Below are 18,319 nucleotides of genomic sequence, written 5' to 3'. Positions count from 1 at the left end.
CCCAAATTCTCCAGTTTAAATCAACATAAATATGATTTAAAATGTACTCATCAGGTTGCTTAACGGTATTATAAGGAGAGAAAATTGGAAGATAGAGAAGTAAATCTTTAACAAAGTCATGACTCTACATCTTCGCTTTGCGCAGTTTGTTTTGCAAATTGGCAGACATTATAGGAGGCCGCATAGCCCATCACTTCTACTTCAGTCATACCTGACTTTTTCAAATTTTCAACAGAGACTACTTTGTCGTTTAATGCTCTAGCCTTATTTGCTTCTTCGATAAGCTTTTCAGCTTTGCGAGCATCTTTTGCTGTTGCAAGCACACTCCCACTAACCGAATATAACATCACTCCTGCGCCATATGCAATGTTTACATTTCAGTCATTAGAATAATTAGATTCTTGATAATCGCCCATGATTTACAACACATCATTATTAACTTCACCACCCACAGATTGCGCTGCTTCTAAAGCACTATTAGCAAACCTACTTTGTAATATGCATGCCCAGCAAGCTCCTCGTTGTTTTCCTTCTTCGTCAATAGACCGATGTTTTGATTACGCTCTACTTCATTTAAGAGATCTTCGATTGCTCTTTTTAATTTTAACTATAGGCTCTTTTTTAAGTGTGGTTCCGCTTCTTAAAAAAGCCGCTGCAACCATTGCCGTTGTAACTAAGTCGCTTGACACTGCAAGAGGATTCATAAAATTTTGATCACTATGAATGCCTGCAATATAACCGCCGTTAGCTGAATGTGCCATTGAAAACCATGCCAATCCGTCTCGTACGGCAAAATTTAAATTTTCATTGTTCTTATAGATCGAAAAATTCTCAGAAGACTGTTCTCCCATAACTGTCATAAAAACACAGCAGGATTCTGGAGTCAAAGTTCTTACGGTTTCTAAATTCAGGTTTTGGTTCTAAAATCTTTCAGGTAAGTGTTGCGAGTATTACTGGAATTAACACTACTAAAAGTTTTTTTTTCATCATTATTGGATTTAAAATTCAGTTTAAAAGTAGTTTGGGAACTACTATTTATAAACCTATTTTTAGCAAACGGAAGTGTTCATTGAGTAAGACCACCTCTTGAAGGAGGATTAGATGCTGTCGGGTTGATATTTCATAAGAAAACAAAACCGTAACTCAATCTAAGCTTTGATTTTATGCTTCACCTGAACACCCCCTAATTCAAATTATTTAAATTCGCTTTTAAATTTTAATTGATATAATATTTTTTTTTGGCTTAATTATTGGTTTATTGCAATTGAATATATACTTTAGTCATCCTATTAAAAAATCAACAAAATGAAAAATTTATTTAAAATAGTTGTCGTAGCTCTAGTACTTGTTTTTGGAATTCAAAACACTGTAGCACAATCTTTATCCCAAGATCAGGAAAGACCTGAAGTTATTGCAAAATTGAAAACTTCAGAAATCAACGATGCTTTTGACTTAACTGGAGAGCAGCAACGTTATATCTTCAGAGCACTTACTGCTAATGAAGTAAATTTACGCAAGCACGTTAATGGAAAAGACGCAAGCAATCCAGAAGTTGCTGCTAACAAGAAGAAGTATGATGATGCTCTATCACAAGCAATGAAAAAAACATTGACACCAGAACAATTCGCTCAATGGCAAAAAATGTAATAGCGTCTCGCTATTAGAATAAGAAAATCCCGCTCTAGAAGCGGGATTTTTTATTTCAACAACTTGGCTGCACTATCAGCCGCAGCAATCGTTTTATCTAAATCGTCATACGAAAGTGCATCGCATAAAAACCATGTTTCATAAGCACTCGGCGCTAAGTAAATACCTTCTCGTAACATCCCGTGGAAAAAAATATTAAACTGTCCATTTTTTGCTGCATTCGTTGCAGTATTAAAATCTGTAACTGGAATTTCAGAAAAATGAATGGAAATCATGGAACCTTCGCGATTTATTGTGTGCGCAACGCTGTGACGATGCATAACTTCAGAAAGTCCCTTATGTAAATATGCTGTCTTTTTTGCAAGTGAATCATAAACACTAGGATTTTCATTCAAGGCTTTTAACAAGCTAAATCCAGCCGCCATTGCTAACGGATTTCCACTCAAAGTTCCTGCCTGGTAAACAGCACCTAAAGGAGCTAAGTGGTCCATAATTTCGTCACGCGCAGCAAAAGCTCCCACCGGGAGGCCACCGCCAATTACTTTTCCGTAAGTCACAATATCTGCCTTACAATTTCTAGATTGTTGAACACCACCGGCAGTCAATCTAAACCCCGTCATCACCTCATCAAAGACAAGGAGTATTCCGTGCGAATCGCAAAGCGCTCTTAATCCTTCAAGGAAGCCTTCTGCAGGAGGAATACAACCCATATTACCCGCAACAGGCTCTAATATTATACAAGCAATTTCGCCGCTATTCTGAGAGACAACCTCCTTTACATTTTCTAAATCGTTAAAAGTTGCTAGCAATGTATCTTTTGCTGTACCCCTAGTAACACCGGGACTATTAGGACTTCCAAAAGTAACAGCACCACTTCCTGCTTGAATCAAAAATGAATCACTATGTCCATGATAGCAACCTGAAAATTTTATGATTTTTTCTCTTCCAGTGAAACCTCTTGCCAGTCTTACGGCACTCATACAAGCCTCAGTCCCACTATTAACAAATCTAATTTTATCTACATTTGGCACCATTGAGATGGCCAATTGTGCAATTTCTGTTTCAATTTCGGTTGGCATTCCAAAACTTGTCCCTTTCTTAGCTGCGTCAATAACAGCATTTACTACTGGTTGGTACGCGTGACCCAAAATCATTGGACCCCAAGAATTAATGTATTCTATAAATTTATTTCCATCGGCATCATATACATATGCTCCTTTTGCCTCAGCTGCAAAAATAGGATCACCGCCTACCGCTTTGAATGCCCTAACAGGAGAGTTTACTCCCCCAGGAAGTACCTTTTGAGCCTCTATAAACAAGGCACTGCTTCTTTTATAAATCATTGCAAATTAATTTTTTACTGCGTGTAAATAAAGTGAACGCCCAATAGTAAGATCATTAGTAGTCATACCATTATATTCTTTTAGAGTAGCTACTGAAATACTAAATTTTCTTGAAAGACTATAAACCGTATCGCCTTTCTTAACCGTGTAAGTTCTAATTTTTGTGTCGTCAGATTTTGAAACTATGCTATTATTTCCCAATACCTCTTGATCAAAAGCTTGTAAATTATAGCGCTCAATAATGTCAATTAATTTATTAGGATATTTAGGGTCTGTTGCATATCCTGCCTTCTTTAAGCCCTGAGCCCATCGTTTATAATCATCTTTACCCAAAGAAAACAAATCTTGATACCTACTGCGTTTTGTTAAGAAAAGTGAATGATCTCTATATGAATATTTCGCATCTACATATTTTCTGAAACATTCCTGACTGCTATCATCGTCGTGATACACGCTTTCACCTTCCCATCCTTTGTGGCATTTAATCCCAAAATGATTTTTTGCTCTAATACTTAAATCGCCCCTTCCTGCGCCACTTTCTAAAATACCCTGAGCAAGTTTTATACTTGCAGGAATACCATACTGCAGCATTTCCTGTTTTGCTATGTCACTATATTCTTTGATATAATTTGAAACCACCTCAGCGTAGGATGAGTTGTTTGGTTTAGAAGTTGTTGGAGTGCCTCTTTGCTTTTTAGGATTTTTAACCTTAATTGGCAAGGGTGCTTTTGGGATAACCCCTTTTTCAGTCTTTGGCTTTTTTGACTGAGAAACTGTTCTCTTTTTTGATTTGCAGCCAGTGGCTAGCATTAGTAGTAAAAGAATACTAATTGTAAATACCTTTGTTGGCATATTATTGATCGATTAATGGCAATTTTTTTTTCTTTAATTTTTCATTCATACCCGAAATTCCTTGAAGACCGCCAGTATGAATGGCAAAAATACGGCTATTTTTTTTGAACATACCTTGTTTAAGGAGATCAAAAATCCCATAAAACATCTTACCTGTATAAACAGGATCTAGTTGAATGTTTTGATTTTCTTTAAACTCATTTATGAAACGTATTAAATCGCTATCTATTTTAGCATAGCCCCCAAAATTATAAGAATCTATGATTTTATAGTTTTGATTTGAAGTGAATTTTTGAACAACCTCCGCTTGAAATGTCCCTTTTAAAACTGAAAAACCAATGGCGCTTTGATGAGGCTGTAACGATTTAACAATACCAGCAAGTGTTCCTCCTGTGCCAACAGCCACACAAATATAATCATACTCAGCATGGTCATTCGTTATAATTTCTTCGCAGCCCTTTACCGCAAGTTCATTAGTACCTCCTTCTGGGATTACATAAAAGGGACCAAATTTTTCTTTGAGTTGGGCTAGATAATCAGTATCTGTTTTACTTCTATACACCTCTCTTTTTACAAAGTGAAGTTTCATTCCTTGGCTTTTTGCAAAACCTAATGTGGCATTTAAGGGTTGATTCTCAAGTTCCTCTCCTCTTATAACTCCAATAGTCTTAAACGAGTTTAGTTTGCCCGCAGCTGCGACAGCAGCGATGTGATTTGAAAAGGCACCACCAAATGTTAGTGCGGTTTCATTAGCTCCCTCCTTAATCTTTTCTAACTGGTACTTTAATTTTCTAAACTTATTCCCTGAAACAAAAGGATGCAATAAATCTTCACGCTTAATACGCAATATGTGTTGTTTAGAAACGGCAGTAATGTCTATTGGTTCTATCAAATCTGGTCTTAAAGTCTATAAAGGTCATAAAATTATTCTTTTTATTTCGAAAAGGAAGAATAATTCCTACAAAAAAATTATCCGGACCAAAAATTAAATTTGTACTAAAATAGCGTGATAAGAAGGTTTAATAGACACTAACGCCGTATTTTTTACTATACAGCGTATCTTTAAATGTTAAAGTTTTACGTATTTCATCGAATTTTATTGCTCTTTATCTATTTGATTGATTACATTTATGATCTAAAACTAACCTACTGTGAAGAAAACCTACTTTTTTTCTATTTTAATATTATTTTTCTTGTTGGCAAATTTCACTCAAAATTTTGCTCAAGTAGGAATAAATACCACTACACCTCAAGGAATTCTTGATGCTAGAAGTAGCAATATGGGAATTGTTTTACCAAGAATAGCACTTACATCTACTATTGTAGAGTCGCCAGTAACCAACCCACAAACGGGTAATATAATATTGGGAACAGTAATATATAATACGGAAGCTACAACTAGTGGAGTAAATGATGTTAGTCCTGGGATTTATGCTTGGGATGGTTTTAAATGGATTCCTCAGTTTCCAAAAAAACAATCAGAAATTTTTAAAAGTAGTACGGGCTTTAGACCCGCATCTGGCACACCCATTAATATTATTAATACTGCGGTATTTACGGCTGACTATACAGGGAGATACGGTGTTAAAATTCGTGTAGATTTTGGTGGTGGTAATGCCAAAGAACCCGATTTAGCCGGAGGATTATCTGATGGTTTGTTAAATGTGGCAAATATAACTGGCACATTCACTATTAACTTTGGGGGTGATACGCACACTATCCCAGTTACAGCATATTCAACTTGTTATGATTCGACCATTGGCGCTACCAACTACTTTGCAATCTGGGAAGAATTTTACAGTAATTTCTATGTAGACCTCAATGCTGAGGAAGCACGAAATATTAGTATGACCTTCTTACAAGGCAATGGCGATAATTTTCAGGCAAATGGAACACTCTCTGGGTCTGACGATGGAACCGGATATGTGTCTTTGGATATACCTTGTTTTGTTGAAGTTACCTACCTAGGCGAATAAAATTATTCCTATGAAAAAAATTTACTTTTTATTATCAATGTTTTTTATTTCTTGTTGGTCATTTGCTCAAGTAGGAATAAACACAAATACCCCAGAGGGTATTTTAGATATTAACTCAAACAATATGGGCATAATTTATCCTGTTGTTAGTCTTACAGATGTTTTTGTTGAAACCATATCAAATCCAAAATCTGGAATCCCATTTTTAGTGGCGGGAACAACCGTATATAACACAAATAATTCTTCTATAGGTCCCAATAGTGTTTCATCAGGTATTTACATTTGGAATGGAACAAAATGGATTCCATCATTTAGTAAAGACGATAATATTTTAGCTGTTCAAAATAGCAACTTTAGATCAGAAGCAGACCTTGGCGCGGAAAATATTGATTTTAACGTATCGAGCTTTACCCCAAGTTACTCCGGTATTTATAGAATCGTTATAACAGTAAATTTTGGTGGAGGGAGAATGCGAAATATAACTGCCCCATTTTATCAAAATTTTGGAGCACAAGGCGGAACTTTCTCTTTTAACTTTAATAGTAATACCTCTATGTTTAGCGTAAATTCATTATCAGGAAGAAATAATGATAATACACTCACGGGTATTGGAGACTCAGTATTTGAAAATAAGTTTCACCAAGTAACTTATATAGTCGAGGAGAGCCTAGTTAAAAACACCACTTATAACTTCGTCCTTAGCTATGATATGGATGAGAACACAGATTTTACTGATAATGGAAACTCTTCAAACAATGGTCGAGGCTTTATTCGAAACAATAACGATTTAGTATCTACAATAGAGTTTAATTATATAGATGATTAATACAACACTCATGAACGATAAAAAGCATAATATATATAGTGTAATAATCCTTTTACTAATTATTACTGCGAAAACCTATGGGCAAGTTGGAATTGGCACAGTATCCCCACAGGGTATGCTAGATATAAATGACAGTTCTTATGGAATTATATTCCCTAGCGTGGCACTCACTGGATACAATAGTCAGACACCAGTAATAAACCCAAAAGAAGGAGTAACCGCATTGGCTATTGGAACAGCGGTTTATAATACTTCTTTAACTACCAATGGGACGAATGATGTTTCACCTGGAATTTATGCTTGGAATGGAAGCCGATGGGTTGCCCAGTTTAATAGAATCGACAATGAAAAGTTTGAACAAACTGGAGCCCCGTTTAGAACTACGATTAGGGAAATAAACCCAAACCCAAACCCAAATGAGGCAGATGACGTCCCGGGATTGACGAATCAAACATTTACGCCAGAATATTCTGGTTTTTACAGAGTTGAGATTCATGTAAATCTCGCAGCGGGAGAATTAGATGAATTTCAAACAGATGATCCTATTTCTGTAGCTACTATGGAAGGTTCTTTCTTCTTCTCTATGAATGGTACCGGAGTTAATATTGACCCAAATAGTGCGCTTTACAGTAATGATGAAGGTTGGTTTTATGTACATCCTTATGGTATTTATAATACTACAAGAACTCCAAATGTAGCTAGTGATATTATTCACTACGTTAGTGGAGTTTATTATTTATATCTCCAAGCTGAAAATGATTATGCTTTTAATATGAGTAATTGTATTTATACAGGTGACGCCTATTTTGTTGATAATGGAGACACCGGCACAGGACAAGGATATATTGGAAAAGAAATACCTTGCAGCGTTGAATTTGCCTTCATGAATGACTAATTTTAAATATTGACAATAATTAACCTCTTTTACAATGACTCGAGACCTACTTTCCCCATTTTTACTTATTTTTTCTTTTATTTCCTTATTTGCACAAACCCCGTGTGCTAACGGAAATGTTGATATTCCTGGCGGAGGAAACTCAAACGACTACCCTTGCTTAGGGTTAACATTACAAAGTTACGTGGATATCGAGGACATGGGAGATGTAAATACTGGAGAAGCACAAGACTCTTGGGGCTGGACAGATTCACAAGATGGGGACGAATATGCGCTTGTTGCCCTAGATAATGGCACCGCATTTATTAACATTACGAACCCTGTTAATCCAGTTTATTTAGGGTGGTTACCATCCGTGACAGGCACTAGCTTTTGGAGAGATCTAAAAGTTTATCAAAACCATGCTTATATTGTAACCGATGCTAACGGTGACCACGGGATGCAAATTTTTGATTTAACAAAGCTAAGGACTGCTGCTCCAGGAACGACTTTTACAAGAGATGGACGCGTAACTTGGGGAACAAATTCTGGTAATAGAGGAATTGCTCATAATATTGCTATTAATGAAGATTCTGGTTACGCCTATGTAATGGGTGTATCTCCATACATTAATGGAGGTATTGTAATTTTTAACTTAAACCCTGTCAACGGAGGCAGTTTAACAAACCCACCAAATGTTGCAGAAATAAGCGGAGACTATTGCCATGATGCACAAATCATAACATATGATGGACCCGATCCAGATTACCAAGGCGACGAACTTTTAATTGGAAGTTTTAGCGGAAGTAACAACGTTAAAATTTTAAATGTTACAGATAAAAACAATGTTAGTCAAATTTCCTCTATTGATTACACTAATAAAGTTTACACACATCAGGGCTGGTTTACAGAAGACAAACGCTTCTTTCTTGTTGGTGATGAGTTAGATGAAGTTAATGCAGGTATTGGTAATACAAGAACAGTAGTTTATGATTTCGAAGATCTTGACAATCCTTCTCTACATTATATACATTCTGGAACCACTCCAGCTATAGACCATAATGGTTATGTTTCACAAAACAGATTTTATTTAGCAAACTATACTGCTGGAGCAAGAGTATTCAAAGTTGATGGTCTATATGAACAAACTCCAACTTTGGACGAAGTAAACTTTATGGATACCTATCCAGCAAATAATATTGCTGGTTTTAATGGAACTTGGAATATTTATCCTTTTTTTGAAAGCGGAAATTTAGTTGTTACTGGATTTGGAGAGATTAATGATTTAACCGATGGTGGTCTTTTTATAATGAGAGACCCTAATTTTGACAACACAGATCCAACTGTTGCTTGTCAAAATATTACCGCTACTCTAGACCCTTCAACAGGAACGGTTACTGTACTTGGATCAGATATAAATAACGGCACGGCAGACACACTTCAAGATGGAAGCAACAATACAAATTTCACACTCTCAATAAGCAATGGACCAACCACTTTTACTTGCGCAGATGTAGGCCAGACTTTTAATGTTACCCTAACGGCAGTAGATGATTATGGCAATTCTAATTCCTGTTCATCGACAATTACTGTTGCAGCAGAAACTACTCAGTTTATTGGAGGAGATTGGAATAATGGTGCGCCAGGACCAGGATCTAATGCTAGAATTAGTCAAAACACCAATACTAGTCCTACCAATGCTGGATCTATTGAAAGCTGTGTTTGTGAAATTGATTCAGGTGCAAGATTAACAATTAGTTCTAACGAATTCATTAAAATAGAAAGAGACATTACTGTTAACGGAACACTAAGAGTTCAACATCGCGGAAGTGTATTACAAACGGATGGTAATGCCATTACCAACAATGCAGGAACGATAGAAATTGAAACTACTTCACCTAACCTAGATTCAAAAGACTTTATGATATTAGGTAGTCCAATGAGCGGAGATATTCGAACTGGAGTATGGAATGCAGCTTATTTAGTACTCGATCACACCACTGAAAATTTTGTTCCTAATGCACAGGTTGCACTTTTACAACCGGGAGCTGAAAACTTTGCAGATGACAATTTTGACAATTGGGATGCTTATATAGATGGGATTACACCAGGAGAAGGATACATAGTTCGCCCACAATCAGGAAACTCACAACCCGGTGGTATTTTTAATTACACCTACACGGGAGGCACGCTTAACAACGGCTTGATAAACTTTCCTATAATTTATAATACACCAGGACCTTTAGCGTCAGATAACCGAAATGCAAGCCCAAACATATTATCCAATCCTTACCCAAGTGCTATTTCAGCAACAGATTTTATAAATGCTAACGCTATGATAAATGAGGTATACTTTTGGGAGCACAATACGCCGCCAAGTTCAAGTATACCCGGATTTGATGTAATAAATTTTTCTATGGACGATATCTCTCTGCGCAACTTAACAGGAGGAAATTCGGCTCCAAGTGGAGGACCAGAACCAACGGATTTTATTTCAACAAGTCAAGGTTTTGGTGTTAAAGCAACTGCTGTAGGTACAGCAATATTTAATAACAGTATGCGGCGTACCACTGGAAATACAACATTGCGCAATCCAGAAGAACCACAAGACCGAATTTGGCTTGAAGTAAAACAAGAAAAATACAACCTAGGAAGTAGTACCTTAATTGCTTTTTCAGAAAATACGATCAATGGTATTGATCCAGGTTATGATAGCCCCAGATTGGCAAGTTCAGTTTCTATTTACAGCCATTTAGGAGATGGCTCAGAACAGTTGGGTATTCAATCACTTGCAGCTTATGAAAACCGTGCTACCGTACTTCTTGGATTCTCTTCATCCATATCAGAAGAGACTGTTTTTACCATTAGCATAAAAAATCGTGAAGGACGACTCGAAGGGGTTACTGTACACTTAATAGATAACGTATTACGTACCATGCAAGACATTACTAATAAAGACTATTCATTTAAAACAAAGACAGGCATTCAAAATAGCAGATTTAGACTACAGTTTATAGACAATACTCGTTTAGGCAATATAGAATCAAAAGATCAATCAATCATTGTGTTTCCAAATCCTGCAGATAATTTTATTAATATCTATTCAAGAGTTTCATACTTAACCAATATCGAAGTTTTTGACCTATCGGGTAGGCGGATCTATAGCCCTGTTGAAGAAAAAGTGAAAAGTTTTGCCTTAAATATTAATGAGCTAAATACAGGTATTTATTTTGCCATCATTTCAACTGAAGACGGTTCAGTAACCAAAAAATTCATAAAAAAGTAATTCAAATAACTCAGGTATACGTAAAAGATCACTCTTTTTTAAAGAAGCTATCTGTTCAATTTATATGGGTAGTTCCATCTCAAAACTAGTACTTCTATAAACGAGTCTTTTATTGCAGACTGTTACTACTGTAATACTAGCATTAGCTGAAGCTACGAAAGCGTAACAGGCTCAAATAGAAAGCCTACAAAAAGAAATTACAGCTTTCAAAAATAAGTCTGTTACTACTAATTTAACAACTATAAGAAGACCTCTTTTTTAAAAAACCGGTGGCCTCTTCGTTTCTATATGCTTCGCGTTCAAAACTAATATTTCTGTATGCCTTATTAGCTTCTCAATATTTAATATAACGCAGTATATATTCCGTTAAATACCACATAAAAGAACGCCTCAAACATTTCAATTTACTACCTTAGCTATGTTTTTTGGTGATTCTTAAAAAATACGTCATTTTTTAAATACTTATTTCTCGCAATAACAAATGGCGAGAAGGTCAACACATTAAATCTTTTACCTATAAAGAAGTGCTCACTATAAAAATCATTTGGCTTAAATATAAATATAGGGTAACAGAATTTATGCGAGTACAATTTCTAACACAGAGAAAAATACAAGGCAAACTATTATTACGGCTGAAATATTAAATGTTTATTTTTGTATAATGTTATTTCCGAAGAAAAATATTAAAATTGAAGAAGGTGATTTTTACCTAACCCCTGAAGGCTATAAATGCTTCACAGAACAATACCATTTAAAACGTGGATACTGCTGCGAGAGTGGCTGTCGTCATTGCCCCTACGGTTTTAATCGGAAAACAAATAAGAAAAACGAAAATAGAAAGTAGAAAAACAAAACAGCAGTGTACTCTTAGTAATTATAACTTTAGACACTGATAACTTCAGGCACTTAAAAGAATGACATTCAAAGAAGAAATACAGAAAGGAATTCCCTTAGAATTACCAAACCTAAAAACATACGATACAGAAGTAAACCATGCGCCTAAACGCAAAAAAATACTTAGTGTAGTAGAAGAAAAATTAGCCTTACAAAATGCCTTGCGTTATTTTGATCCTATACACCACCCTATCTTGCTACCCGAATTTAAAAATGAGCTAGATGCATACGGCCGTATCTATATGTATCGCTTTAGACCCGATTATAAAATATACGCGAGACCCATCTCAGAATATCCTGGTAAAAGTGAACAGGCAAAGGCGCTCATGTTAATGATCCAAAACAATCTCGATCATGCGGTGGCACAACACCCACACGAATTAATAACATATGGAGGTAATGGTGGTGTTTTTTCAAATTGGGCTCAATATAGATTGGTGATGCAATACCTATCTCAAATGACCAATGAACAAACGCTCGTTATGTACTCTGGACATCCCTTAGGATTATTCCCATCACACAAAGAAGCGCCTCGCGTTGTCGTCACGAACGGTATGATGATTCCAAACTATTCACAACCGGATGATTGGGAAAAATTCAATGCACTAGGCGTCACTCAATACGGGCAAATGACCGCAGGAAGTTATATGTATATTGGGCCTCAGGGTATTGTTCATGGGACAACGATAACTATTTTAAATGGTTTCAGAAAAATAAAAAAAGAACCCATTGGAGGTCTTTTTGTAACTAGTGGACTTGGAGGAATGAGCGGCGCACAGCCCAAAGCAGGAAACATTGCTGGCTGCGTAACGGTGTGTGGTGAAGTGAACAAAAAAGCAACCGAAACAAGACACAGTCAAGGTTGGGTAGATGAAGTTATTAGTGACTTGGATGCTTTAGCAACAAGAGTAAAACAAGCATTAAAAATCAAAGAAACCGTATCTATAGCTTGGGATGGAAATATTGTTGAAGTCTGGGAACATTTTGACAAAGAAAACATTCATATTGATTTAGGAAGCGACCAAACCTCATTGCACAATCCTTGGGCGGGAGGCTATTATCCTGCAGGAATGAGTTATGAAGAAGCTAATAAAATGATGGTGAATAATCCATCTTTATTTCATGATAAAGTACAAAAAAGCTTAAAAAGACATACTGCAGCCGTTAACAAACATACTGCAAAAGGCACCTATTTTTTTGACTACGGAAATGCTTTCCTCTTGGAAGCCTCTAGAGCAGGTGCAGATATTATGGCTGAAAATAATATTGATTTTAAATACCCTTCTTATGTCCAAGACATTATGGGGCCCATGTGTTTTGATTATGGTTTTGGACCTTTTAGATGGGTTTGTGCTAGCGGGAAACCGGAAGATTTGGCAAAAACAGATACCATTGCTTGCGAAGTTTTAGAAGAAATAATGAAAAATGCTCCAGAAGAAATCACGCAACAAATGCAAGATAACATTACTTGGATTAAGGGTGCTCAAGAAAACAAATTGGTGGTTGGAAGTCAAGCCAGAATATTATATGCAGATGCAGAAGGGAGAATGAAAATTGCCAGTGCCTTTAATACAGCAATTGCCAATGGAGAGATTGAAACTATTATCTTAGGAAGGGATCATCACGATGTTTCAGGCACCGATTCTCCCTATCGAGAAACTAGCAACATTTATGATGGAAGCCGCTTTACAGCAGATATGGCAATACATAATGTTATTGGTGACAGCTTTAGAGGCGCTACCTGGGTAAGCATCCATAACGGCGGTGGCGTTGGTTGGGGTGAAGTAATTAACGGTGGCTTCGGTATGGTTATTGATGGTAGTGATGACGCACAACGACGCCTAGAAAGCATGCTCTTTTGGGATGTAAACAATGGAATTGCAAGACGAAGTTGGGCTAGAAATAAAGAAGCCGTTTTTGCTATTAAACGAGAAATGGAGCGCAATCCAAACCTTAAAGTAACACTACCTAATTTTGTTGATGACTCTTTATTTAATTAATTACTATAATCGTTGTTGCCTGTTATAAAATCTGGTTTTATTTGATAAAAAATTTATTTGAGATACTATAAATTTAAAATTCACTGCAATGAAATATCTAAAACTTATCCCCCTTTTTTTACTTTTTATTTTTGCCTCTTGCTCGGGTGTTCGGGTTGTTACTGATTATGATCGAGAAGCAAATTTTGAAACCTATTCTTCTTTCGCCTTTTTCAAACCTGGAATAGACAAAGCAGAAATTAGTGACCTTGACAAGAAAAGAATTCTTCGCGCAGTTGAATCAAGCCTAGCTGAAAAAGGAATGAATAAATTTTCAAATCCTGATCTCCTAGTAAGTATATTCACTAAAGAGAGCGAGCGGGTAGATGTGTACAATAACAACTTTGGCTGGGGAGGCGGTTTTGGCTGGGGAGGCGGCTGGGGCAACACTGCTTCTACAACAACAGAAGGCACCTTATATATAGACTTCATTGATGCAAAAACCAAAGAACTTGTATGGCAAGGAATAGGCCGTTCATCATTATACAGAGGTAGCGACATTGATAAAAAAGATAAAAGAATACGATTAATAGTTTCTGAAATCTTAATAGAATATCCTCCCGTACTGGAAAAATAAACTACCCTAGGACAACACCCAATTAATCTAGATAACTATCGATACCAAAAGAAAAACCCAAATTCTAAAAAAAATAAAGAGTCAAAGTATCGGGGTGATTAAGCGTAAAAATATCAAATCCTTCAAAAAAATTGAAAAACACCTTTTATACTTCATAGTAGCAAAGGATTAAATTTAGTAAGCTCTTTAAATATTGAACAAGGGTTCACTAGTATTCTATCATTTTTGTACTTTAGCACGATATGCTTGCACTCTATACTATCTTAATTCATGCTACTGCTTTTGGCTTGCAATTTGCACAATTTTTTAGTCCTAAACTAAAACAGTTTGTAGCAGGCAGAAAAGAAACGTATCGCATCCTTTCAGAAAAATTAGACCCCAACAAGGAAACTGTTTGGTTTCACTGTGCTTCTTTAGGTGAGTTTGAGCAAGGGTTCCCCATTATGCAGGAAGTAAAAACAAAATTTCCTCAATACCAATTAGTCATTAGTTTTTTTTCACCTTCAGGGTACGAAAATAAGAAAAACACTCCGATAGCCGATGCGGTTGTTTATTTGCCCTTGGACACCAAAAAAAACGCCGTAAAGTTTATTGAAAGGTTAAATCCAGTTGTTTCAATTTTTATTAAGTATGAAATTTGGCCCAACTATTTAAACACATTAAAAAAGAAGAATCTAAAAACAATACTGGTCTCTGGAGTTTTTAGAAAGAACCAACTATTTTTTAAATCATACGGAAGTTTTATGCGAAAATCGCTTTCAACCTTCGATCATTTTTTTGTCCAGGAAGAAAATTCAGAAGCATTATTACAAAGTATTCAATTAAACAATATTACCATTAGTGGCGACACTAGGTTTGACAGAGTATCCCATCAAATTGAAATAAACAATCGGCTAGATTTTATGGATGCTTTTTTAGGACAGACATACGGCGTGTGCATTGTTTGCGGCAGTACTTGGATAGAAGATGAAGAAGTGCTTCTAGCGTATATAAATAAGGCTCCTAGTAGCATTAAGTTTGTAATTGCTCCTCATAAAATAGAAACAAAGCTCATCTTACAATTTCAGAAAAAATTAAAAAGAAAATCTAGTGTTCGGTATTCAGAATTTAAAACTGGAGCTTCTACAGAAAGTAGTTTAGCCAAAACAAACGTTCTAATAGTTGATACCGTAGGTTTTCTAACAAAGATATACAGCTACGCAGACATCGCCTATGTGGGTGGTGCTATGGGAACATCAGGACTACACAATATATTGGAGCCAGCGACCTTTGGAGTACCAGTTATTATTGGCAAAGAATATTCGAAATTTCCTGAAGCGTCAAAACTTCGTTCTCTCGCGGGATTATTTTCAGTTTCCACAAAAGAAGAATGCACTACAATATTAAATAAATTAGCAGATAACAGTTCCTTCCGAAATAAAACAGGGATGATATGTGGTCATTGGATTAACAGCAATACGGGTGCTACAAAAATAGTTGTGCAGTACCTTATTGATACTATTTTTCCCAAGAATTGACTTCGGTCTAAACCGAAACAGCCGTATTTAAATACCTTCTAAAGGGTAGTAACTCTTTATAGGCTCCAATAATTTTATCCATAAAATCCGAGGATTCTACTTCCTTCTGGCTAAAATTTCGAACTACCGCAAATGATTTTCTCCTCAACAAATCAATGTGTCGATGATCTTGACTATAGCCTTTTGGCGCAGTTTTTAAAGACACATCTTCTACCAAAGCCCCAAACATTTTCTTAAAAGAAGGCCTTGCTAAAATAGCTTTAAACTCTTCGCCATTATAGTCTATACCTTCTCTTAGGCTCTTGAGTATTTTTGAAGACGGATGCCAATAACCACCCCCAATAAAACATTCTTGAACCCCTAGATGGATATAAAAATCACCCTGCTTTGATACCTGGTCTAATCCTGCCCCAAAATGATCTTTATAGGTAAGTTTGTTAGGATGAAACATCAAATTATTATTAATGCGATTAATTGCCTTTTTTCCAGGTGTATCAAAATAATCAGGGTCTATTTTTGCGAATTCTATGTTTAAATAGTCTAGCCAAGAGATATACTCATCACGCACCTCTTTATAGTAGCTTCGATGCCCATCCATCCACTCTTTATTGTTATTAATTTGCAATTCGCCGAGAAATTGGAACAATTTTTTAAAATTCATAATATATTTTTGATAAAGCTAGCAAAAACAACGTTTCAACGGCAAAAAGTTTAATAAAAAATACACCGTGGATATATTAAAACATGTAATTTTGACGCAAGTCTTTGAATTTTACTTTTTTACGTAGAAAATATTTAAGTTTATTATAGAAAATTCATTAGGGAATAATAATACCATAACCATTTTATTATTTACATAATGCAATAATAAATTTTGACAATAGTATGTATAAAAATTAAACGAAAAGTCCAAACCATTAATTAACAATAAACCTAACTATTATGAAAAAAGTAATTTTAAGCCTAGCCATAGTTTTTACAATGGCAACCATATTTACCTCTTGTAGAGAAACAACTAAAGAAAGTGCAGAAGACGCTATCGAAAATGCAGCGGAAGATGTTGGTGACAATTTAGAAAAAGCTGGGGATGCTATGGAAGACGCAGCAGAAAGTACTGGAGAAGCGATTGAAAACGCAGCAGAAGAAACTGGAGAAGCGATTGAAAACGCGGCGGACGAAACTGGAGAAGCGGCGGAAAAAGCAGTTACTGATGCAAAAAATGCCGTTAAGAAAGGCGCTAACGATTTAAATGATAAAATTCAAGAAGAAGACAACTAGTTTTTTACTTGAAATAAGAATTAGCATTACCAAGTAACCTTAGGTGCTAGATAAACTTAAAGAGCTGATTTACAAAAGTAAATCAGCTCTTTTTTATATTAAGAAATATACCACCTATAAACATTACATTTTATAAACAGGACCAAAAATACAATAGCTGCTCATTAATTATGTATTTAAATTATTTATCTGACCTTTTAAATCTTCCATAGATTGGCGCAGTTCTCTTAATAACAAACTTTCTGAAGGCTCTTCAATACCAAACGTCAACTTGCTATTTACTTGCCATAATTCTTGAATATTCTTAACCTCTACTTCAATAGGTAGGTATTCCGTATTTAGTGAAATAAGTCTGACTTTATGAGGCGCATCTTGAACCTTTTGAAGTTTTTTTACTAACACAGAGTCGTTTAAAACCACAATATAAATTTTACTATCACTTGCTTCAGCGATGCTAGGAACCGATCTACCCAAAACCCATTCGTTGGGTCTAATAGAAGGTAACATACTGTCTCCCTCTACTTGAAAACCTCTATATGTTGCATTTCGATATTGAGGCAACGGAATATTAAACGCCGGTAATGTTTCATACCATTCCACATCCTGAATATTATGAGGATAACCTGCTGCTGCTTTTTGGTTTACCAAGGCAATCGTTTCATTTTCTTCTCTGTCTAAGGTAACCACTTTAGGACTTACATCTCCCCCACTACTGCTGAGTATTTTTTGATAACTCTGACCAAAAAGCCACAACGGATTTATATCAAATTGCTTAAACAACTCCATAACCACTTTTCCAGATAATTTTGTTTTACCACGTTCAATATCTGCCGTAGTAGCCCCTACTCCTAAAATATCGGCAAAAGACTGCTGTGTATGTCGCTGTTCCTCTCGTATTTTTTTAAATCTACGCGCTTCAATAGATAATGTGTTCTCCATATTCAAATATAAAATAAATTTGGAATATGTCCTAATTTATTTAGGAATTGTTCCTTTTAAAAGGATATTTTCCATAATTATGTAAAAATTCCGTAAACAATATAAATATCGAACGTTTATAAGAAAAACTTTATATTCAAGAAAATGCAACAAAATAAAATGTATCCTGTTCCTCAATTGGAAATAAAAGAGTGATAAAGAATAAGGGTACAGGAGACGGCAGTGGGATGAGGGTTGTAATTCTTATTCTGAAGATGGCTTTAGCATTTTG

17 protein-coding genes are annotated in these 18,319 nt (G+C 35.7%); 10 read left to right on the top strand and 7 right to left on the bottom strand.

The window, feature by feature from the left end; genetic code table 11:
• Window positions 1-116: 116 nt before the first annotated feature.
• Together ABXT67_RS09070 and ABXT67_RS09065 are read right to left on the bottom strand one after the other, a co-directional pair.
• The gene (locus tag ABXT67_RS09070; RefSeq protein WP_415373700.1) at window positions 117-347 is read right to left on the bottom strand and encodes a hypothetical protein; all 231 of its coding nucleotides are present in this window, start codon (window positions 345-347) and stop codon (window positions 117-119) included.
• 222 nt (window positions 348-569) lie between these two features.
• Window positions 570-860 carry a hypothetical protein gene (locus ABXT67_RS09065; protein ID WP_415373699.1) on the bottom strand — a complete coding sequence of 97 codons (291 nt, stop codon included), beginning with the start codon at window positions 858-860 and terminating at the stop codon, window positions 570-572.
• A 445-nt stretch (window positions 861-1,305) separates the two neighbouring features.
• Here ABXT67_RS09065 and ABXT67_RS09060 point away from each other — a divergent pair, with 445 nt between their 5' ends.
• Window positions 1,306-1,647, top strand: a complete 342-nt coding sequence (locus tag ABXT67_RS09060; protein ID WP_415373698.1) for a hypothetical protein — start codon at window positions 1,306-1,308, stop codon at window positions 1,645-1,647.
• A gap of 50 nt (window positions 1,648-1,697) precedes the next feature.
• Here the strand turns inward: ABXT67_RS09060 and hemL are convergent, their stop codons facing one another.
• From hemL to ABXT67_RS09045, 3 genes are read right to left on the bottom strand one after another with little or no spacing between them, the layout of a single operon-like run.
• Window positions 1,698-2,990, bottom strand: coding sequence for a glutamate-1-semialdehyde 2,1-aminomutase (hemL, locus tag ABXT67_RS09055; protein ID WP_415373697.1), 1,293 nt, complete (start codon window positions 2,988-2,990; stop codon window positions 1,698-1,700).
• Window positions 2,991-2,996: 6 nt separating this feature from the next.
• Entirely contained in the window at window positions 2,997-3,842 is an 846-nt protein-coding gene (locus ABXT67_RS09050) for a glucosaminidase domain-containing protein (RefSeq protein WP_415373696.1), read from the bottom strand.
• 1 nt (window position 3,843) lies between these two features.
• A complete protein-coding gene (locus ABXT67_RS09045; RefSeq protein WP_415373695.1) occupies window positions 3,844-4,734 on the bottom strand; it encodes a 1-aminocyclopropane-1-carboxylate deaminase/D-cysteine desulfhydrase in 891 nt (296 codons plus the stop codon).
• A gap of 259 nt (window positions 4,735-4,993) precedes the next feature.
• On the opposite strand from ABXT67_RS09045, the gene ABXT67_RS09040 reads away from it, so the two are divergent.
• The 8 genes from ABXT67_RS09040 to ABXT67_RS09005 all read left to right on the top strand — a co-directional run bounded on the left by ABXT67_RS09040 (window position 4,994) and on the right by ABXT67_RS09005 (window position 15,831).
• Window positions 4,994-5,818, top strand: coding sequence for a hypothetical protein (locus ABXT67_RS09040; protein ID WP_415373694.1), 825 nt, complete (start codon window positions 4,994-4,996; stop codon window positions 5,816-5,818).
• A 10-nt stretch (window positions 5,819-5,828) separates the two neighbouring features.
• Complete coding sequence (locus tag ABXT67_RS09035; protein WP_415373693.1) at window positions 5,829-6,644, top strand: hypothetical protein; 816 nt, start codon at window positions 5,829-5,831, stop codon at window positions 6,642-6,644.
• 10 nt (window positions 6,645-6,654) lie between these two features.
• Window positions 6,655-7,539 carry a hypothetical protein gene (locus tag ABXT67_RS09030; RefSeq protein WP_415373692.1) on the top strand — a complete coding sequence of 295 codons (885 nt, stop codon included), beginning with the start codon at window positions 6,655-6,657 and terminating at the stop codon, window positions 7,537-7,539.
• Window positions 7,540-7,573: 34 nt separating this feature from the next.
• The gene (locus ABXT67_RS09025) at window positions 7,574-10,804 is read left to right on the top strand and encodes a choice-of-anchor B family protein (RefSeq protein WP_415373691.1); all 3,231 of its coding nucleotides are present in this window, start codon (window positions 7,574-7,576) and stop codon (window positions 10,802-10,804) included.
• A 661-nt stretch (window positions 10,805-11,465) separates the two neighbouring features.
• Window positions 11,466-11,648: a DUF5522 domain-containing protein gene (locus ABXT67_RS09020; protein WP_415373690.1), complete on the top strand. Its 183-nt coding sequence runs from the start codon at window positions 11,466-11,468 to the stop codon at window positions 11,646-11,648.
• Between the two features lie 70 nt (window positions 11,649-11,718).
• Window positions 11,719-13,698, top strand: coding sequence for a urocanate hydratase (locus ABXT67_RS09015; RefSeq protein ID WP_415373689.1), 1,980 nt, complete (start codon window positions 11,719-11,721; stop codon window positions 13,696-13,698).
• An 88-nt stretch (window positions 13,699-13,786) separates the two neighbouring features.
• Window positions 13,787-14,314: a DUF4136 domain-containing protein gene (locus ABXT67_RS09010; protein WP_415373688.1), complete on the top strand. Its 528-nt coding sequence runs from the start codon at window positions 13,787-13,789 to the stop codon at window positions 14,312-14,314.
• A gap of 242 nt (window positions 14,315-14,556) precedes the next feature.
• Entirely contained in the window at window positions 14,557-15,831 is a 1,275-nt protein-coding gene (locus ABXT67_RS09005) for a 3-deoxy-D-manno-octulosonic acid transferase (RefSeq protein ID WP_415373687.1), read from the top strand.
• A gap of 7 nt (window positions 15,832-15,838) precedes the next feature.
• On the opposite strand, the gene ABXT67_RS09000 is transcribed toward ABXT67_RS09005, so the two are convergent.
• Window positions 15,839-16,492: a DUF2461 domain-containing protein gene (locus ABXT67_RS09000; protein WP_415373686.1), complete on the bottom strand. Its 654-nt coding sequence runs from the start codon at window positions 16,490-16,492 to the stop codon at window positions 15,839-15,841.
• A gap of 281 nt (window positions 16,493-16,773) precedes the next feature.
• Here ABXT67_RS09000 and ABXT67_RS08995 point away from each other — a divergent pair, with 281 nt between their 5' ends.
• A complete protein-coding gene (locus ABXT67_RS08995; RefSeq protein ID WP_415373685.1) occupies window positions 16,774-17,109 on the top strand; it encodes a hypothetical protein in 336 nt (111 codons plus the stop codon).
• 168 nt (window positions 17,110-17,277) lie between these two features.
• Here ABXT67_RS08995 and ABXT67_RS08990 read toward each other — a convergent pair whose 3' ends face one another.
• Window positions 17,278-18,048, bottom strand: coding sequence for an XRE family transcriptional regulator (locus ABXT67_RS08990; RefSeq protein WP_415373684.1), 771 nt, complete (start codon window positions 18,046-18,048; stop codon window positions 17,278-17,280).
• Window positions 18,049-18,319 lie beyond the last annotated feature (271 nt).

Origin of the sequence: Patiriisocius sp. Uisw_017, from assembly GCF_047731265.1 — a bacterium.
Classification (GTDB): Bacteria; Bacteroidota; Bacteroidia; order Flavobacteriales; family Flavobacteriaceae; genus Patiriisocius.
Note: the sequence above shows the minus strand (reverse complement) of the source record. Positions and strands in the feature narration are given on the sequence as shown.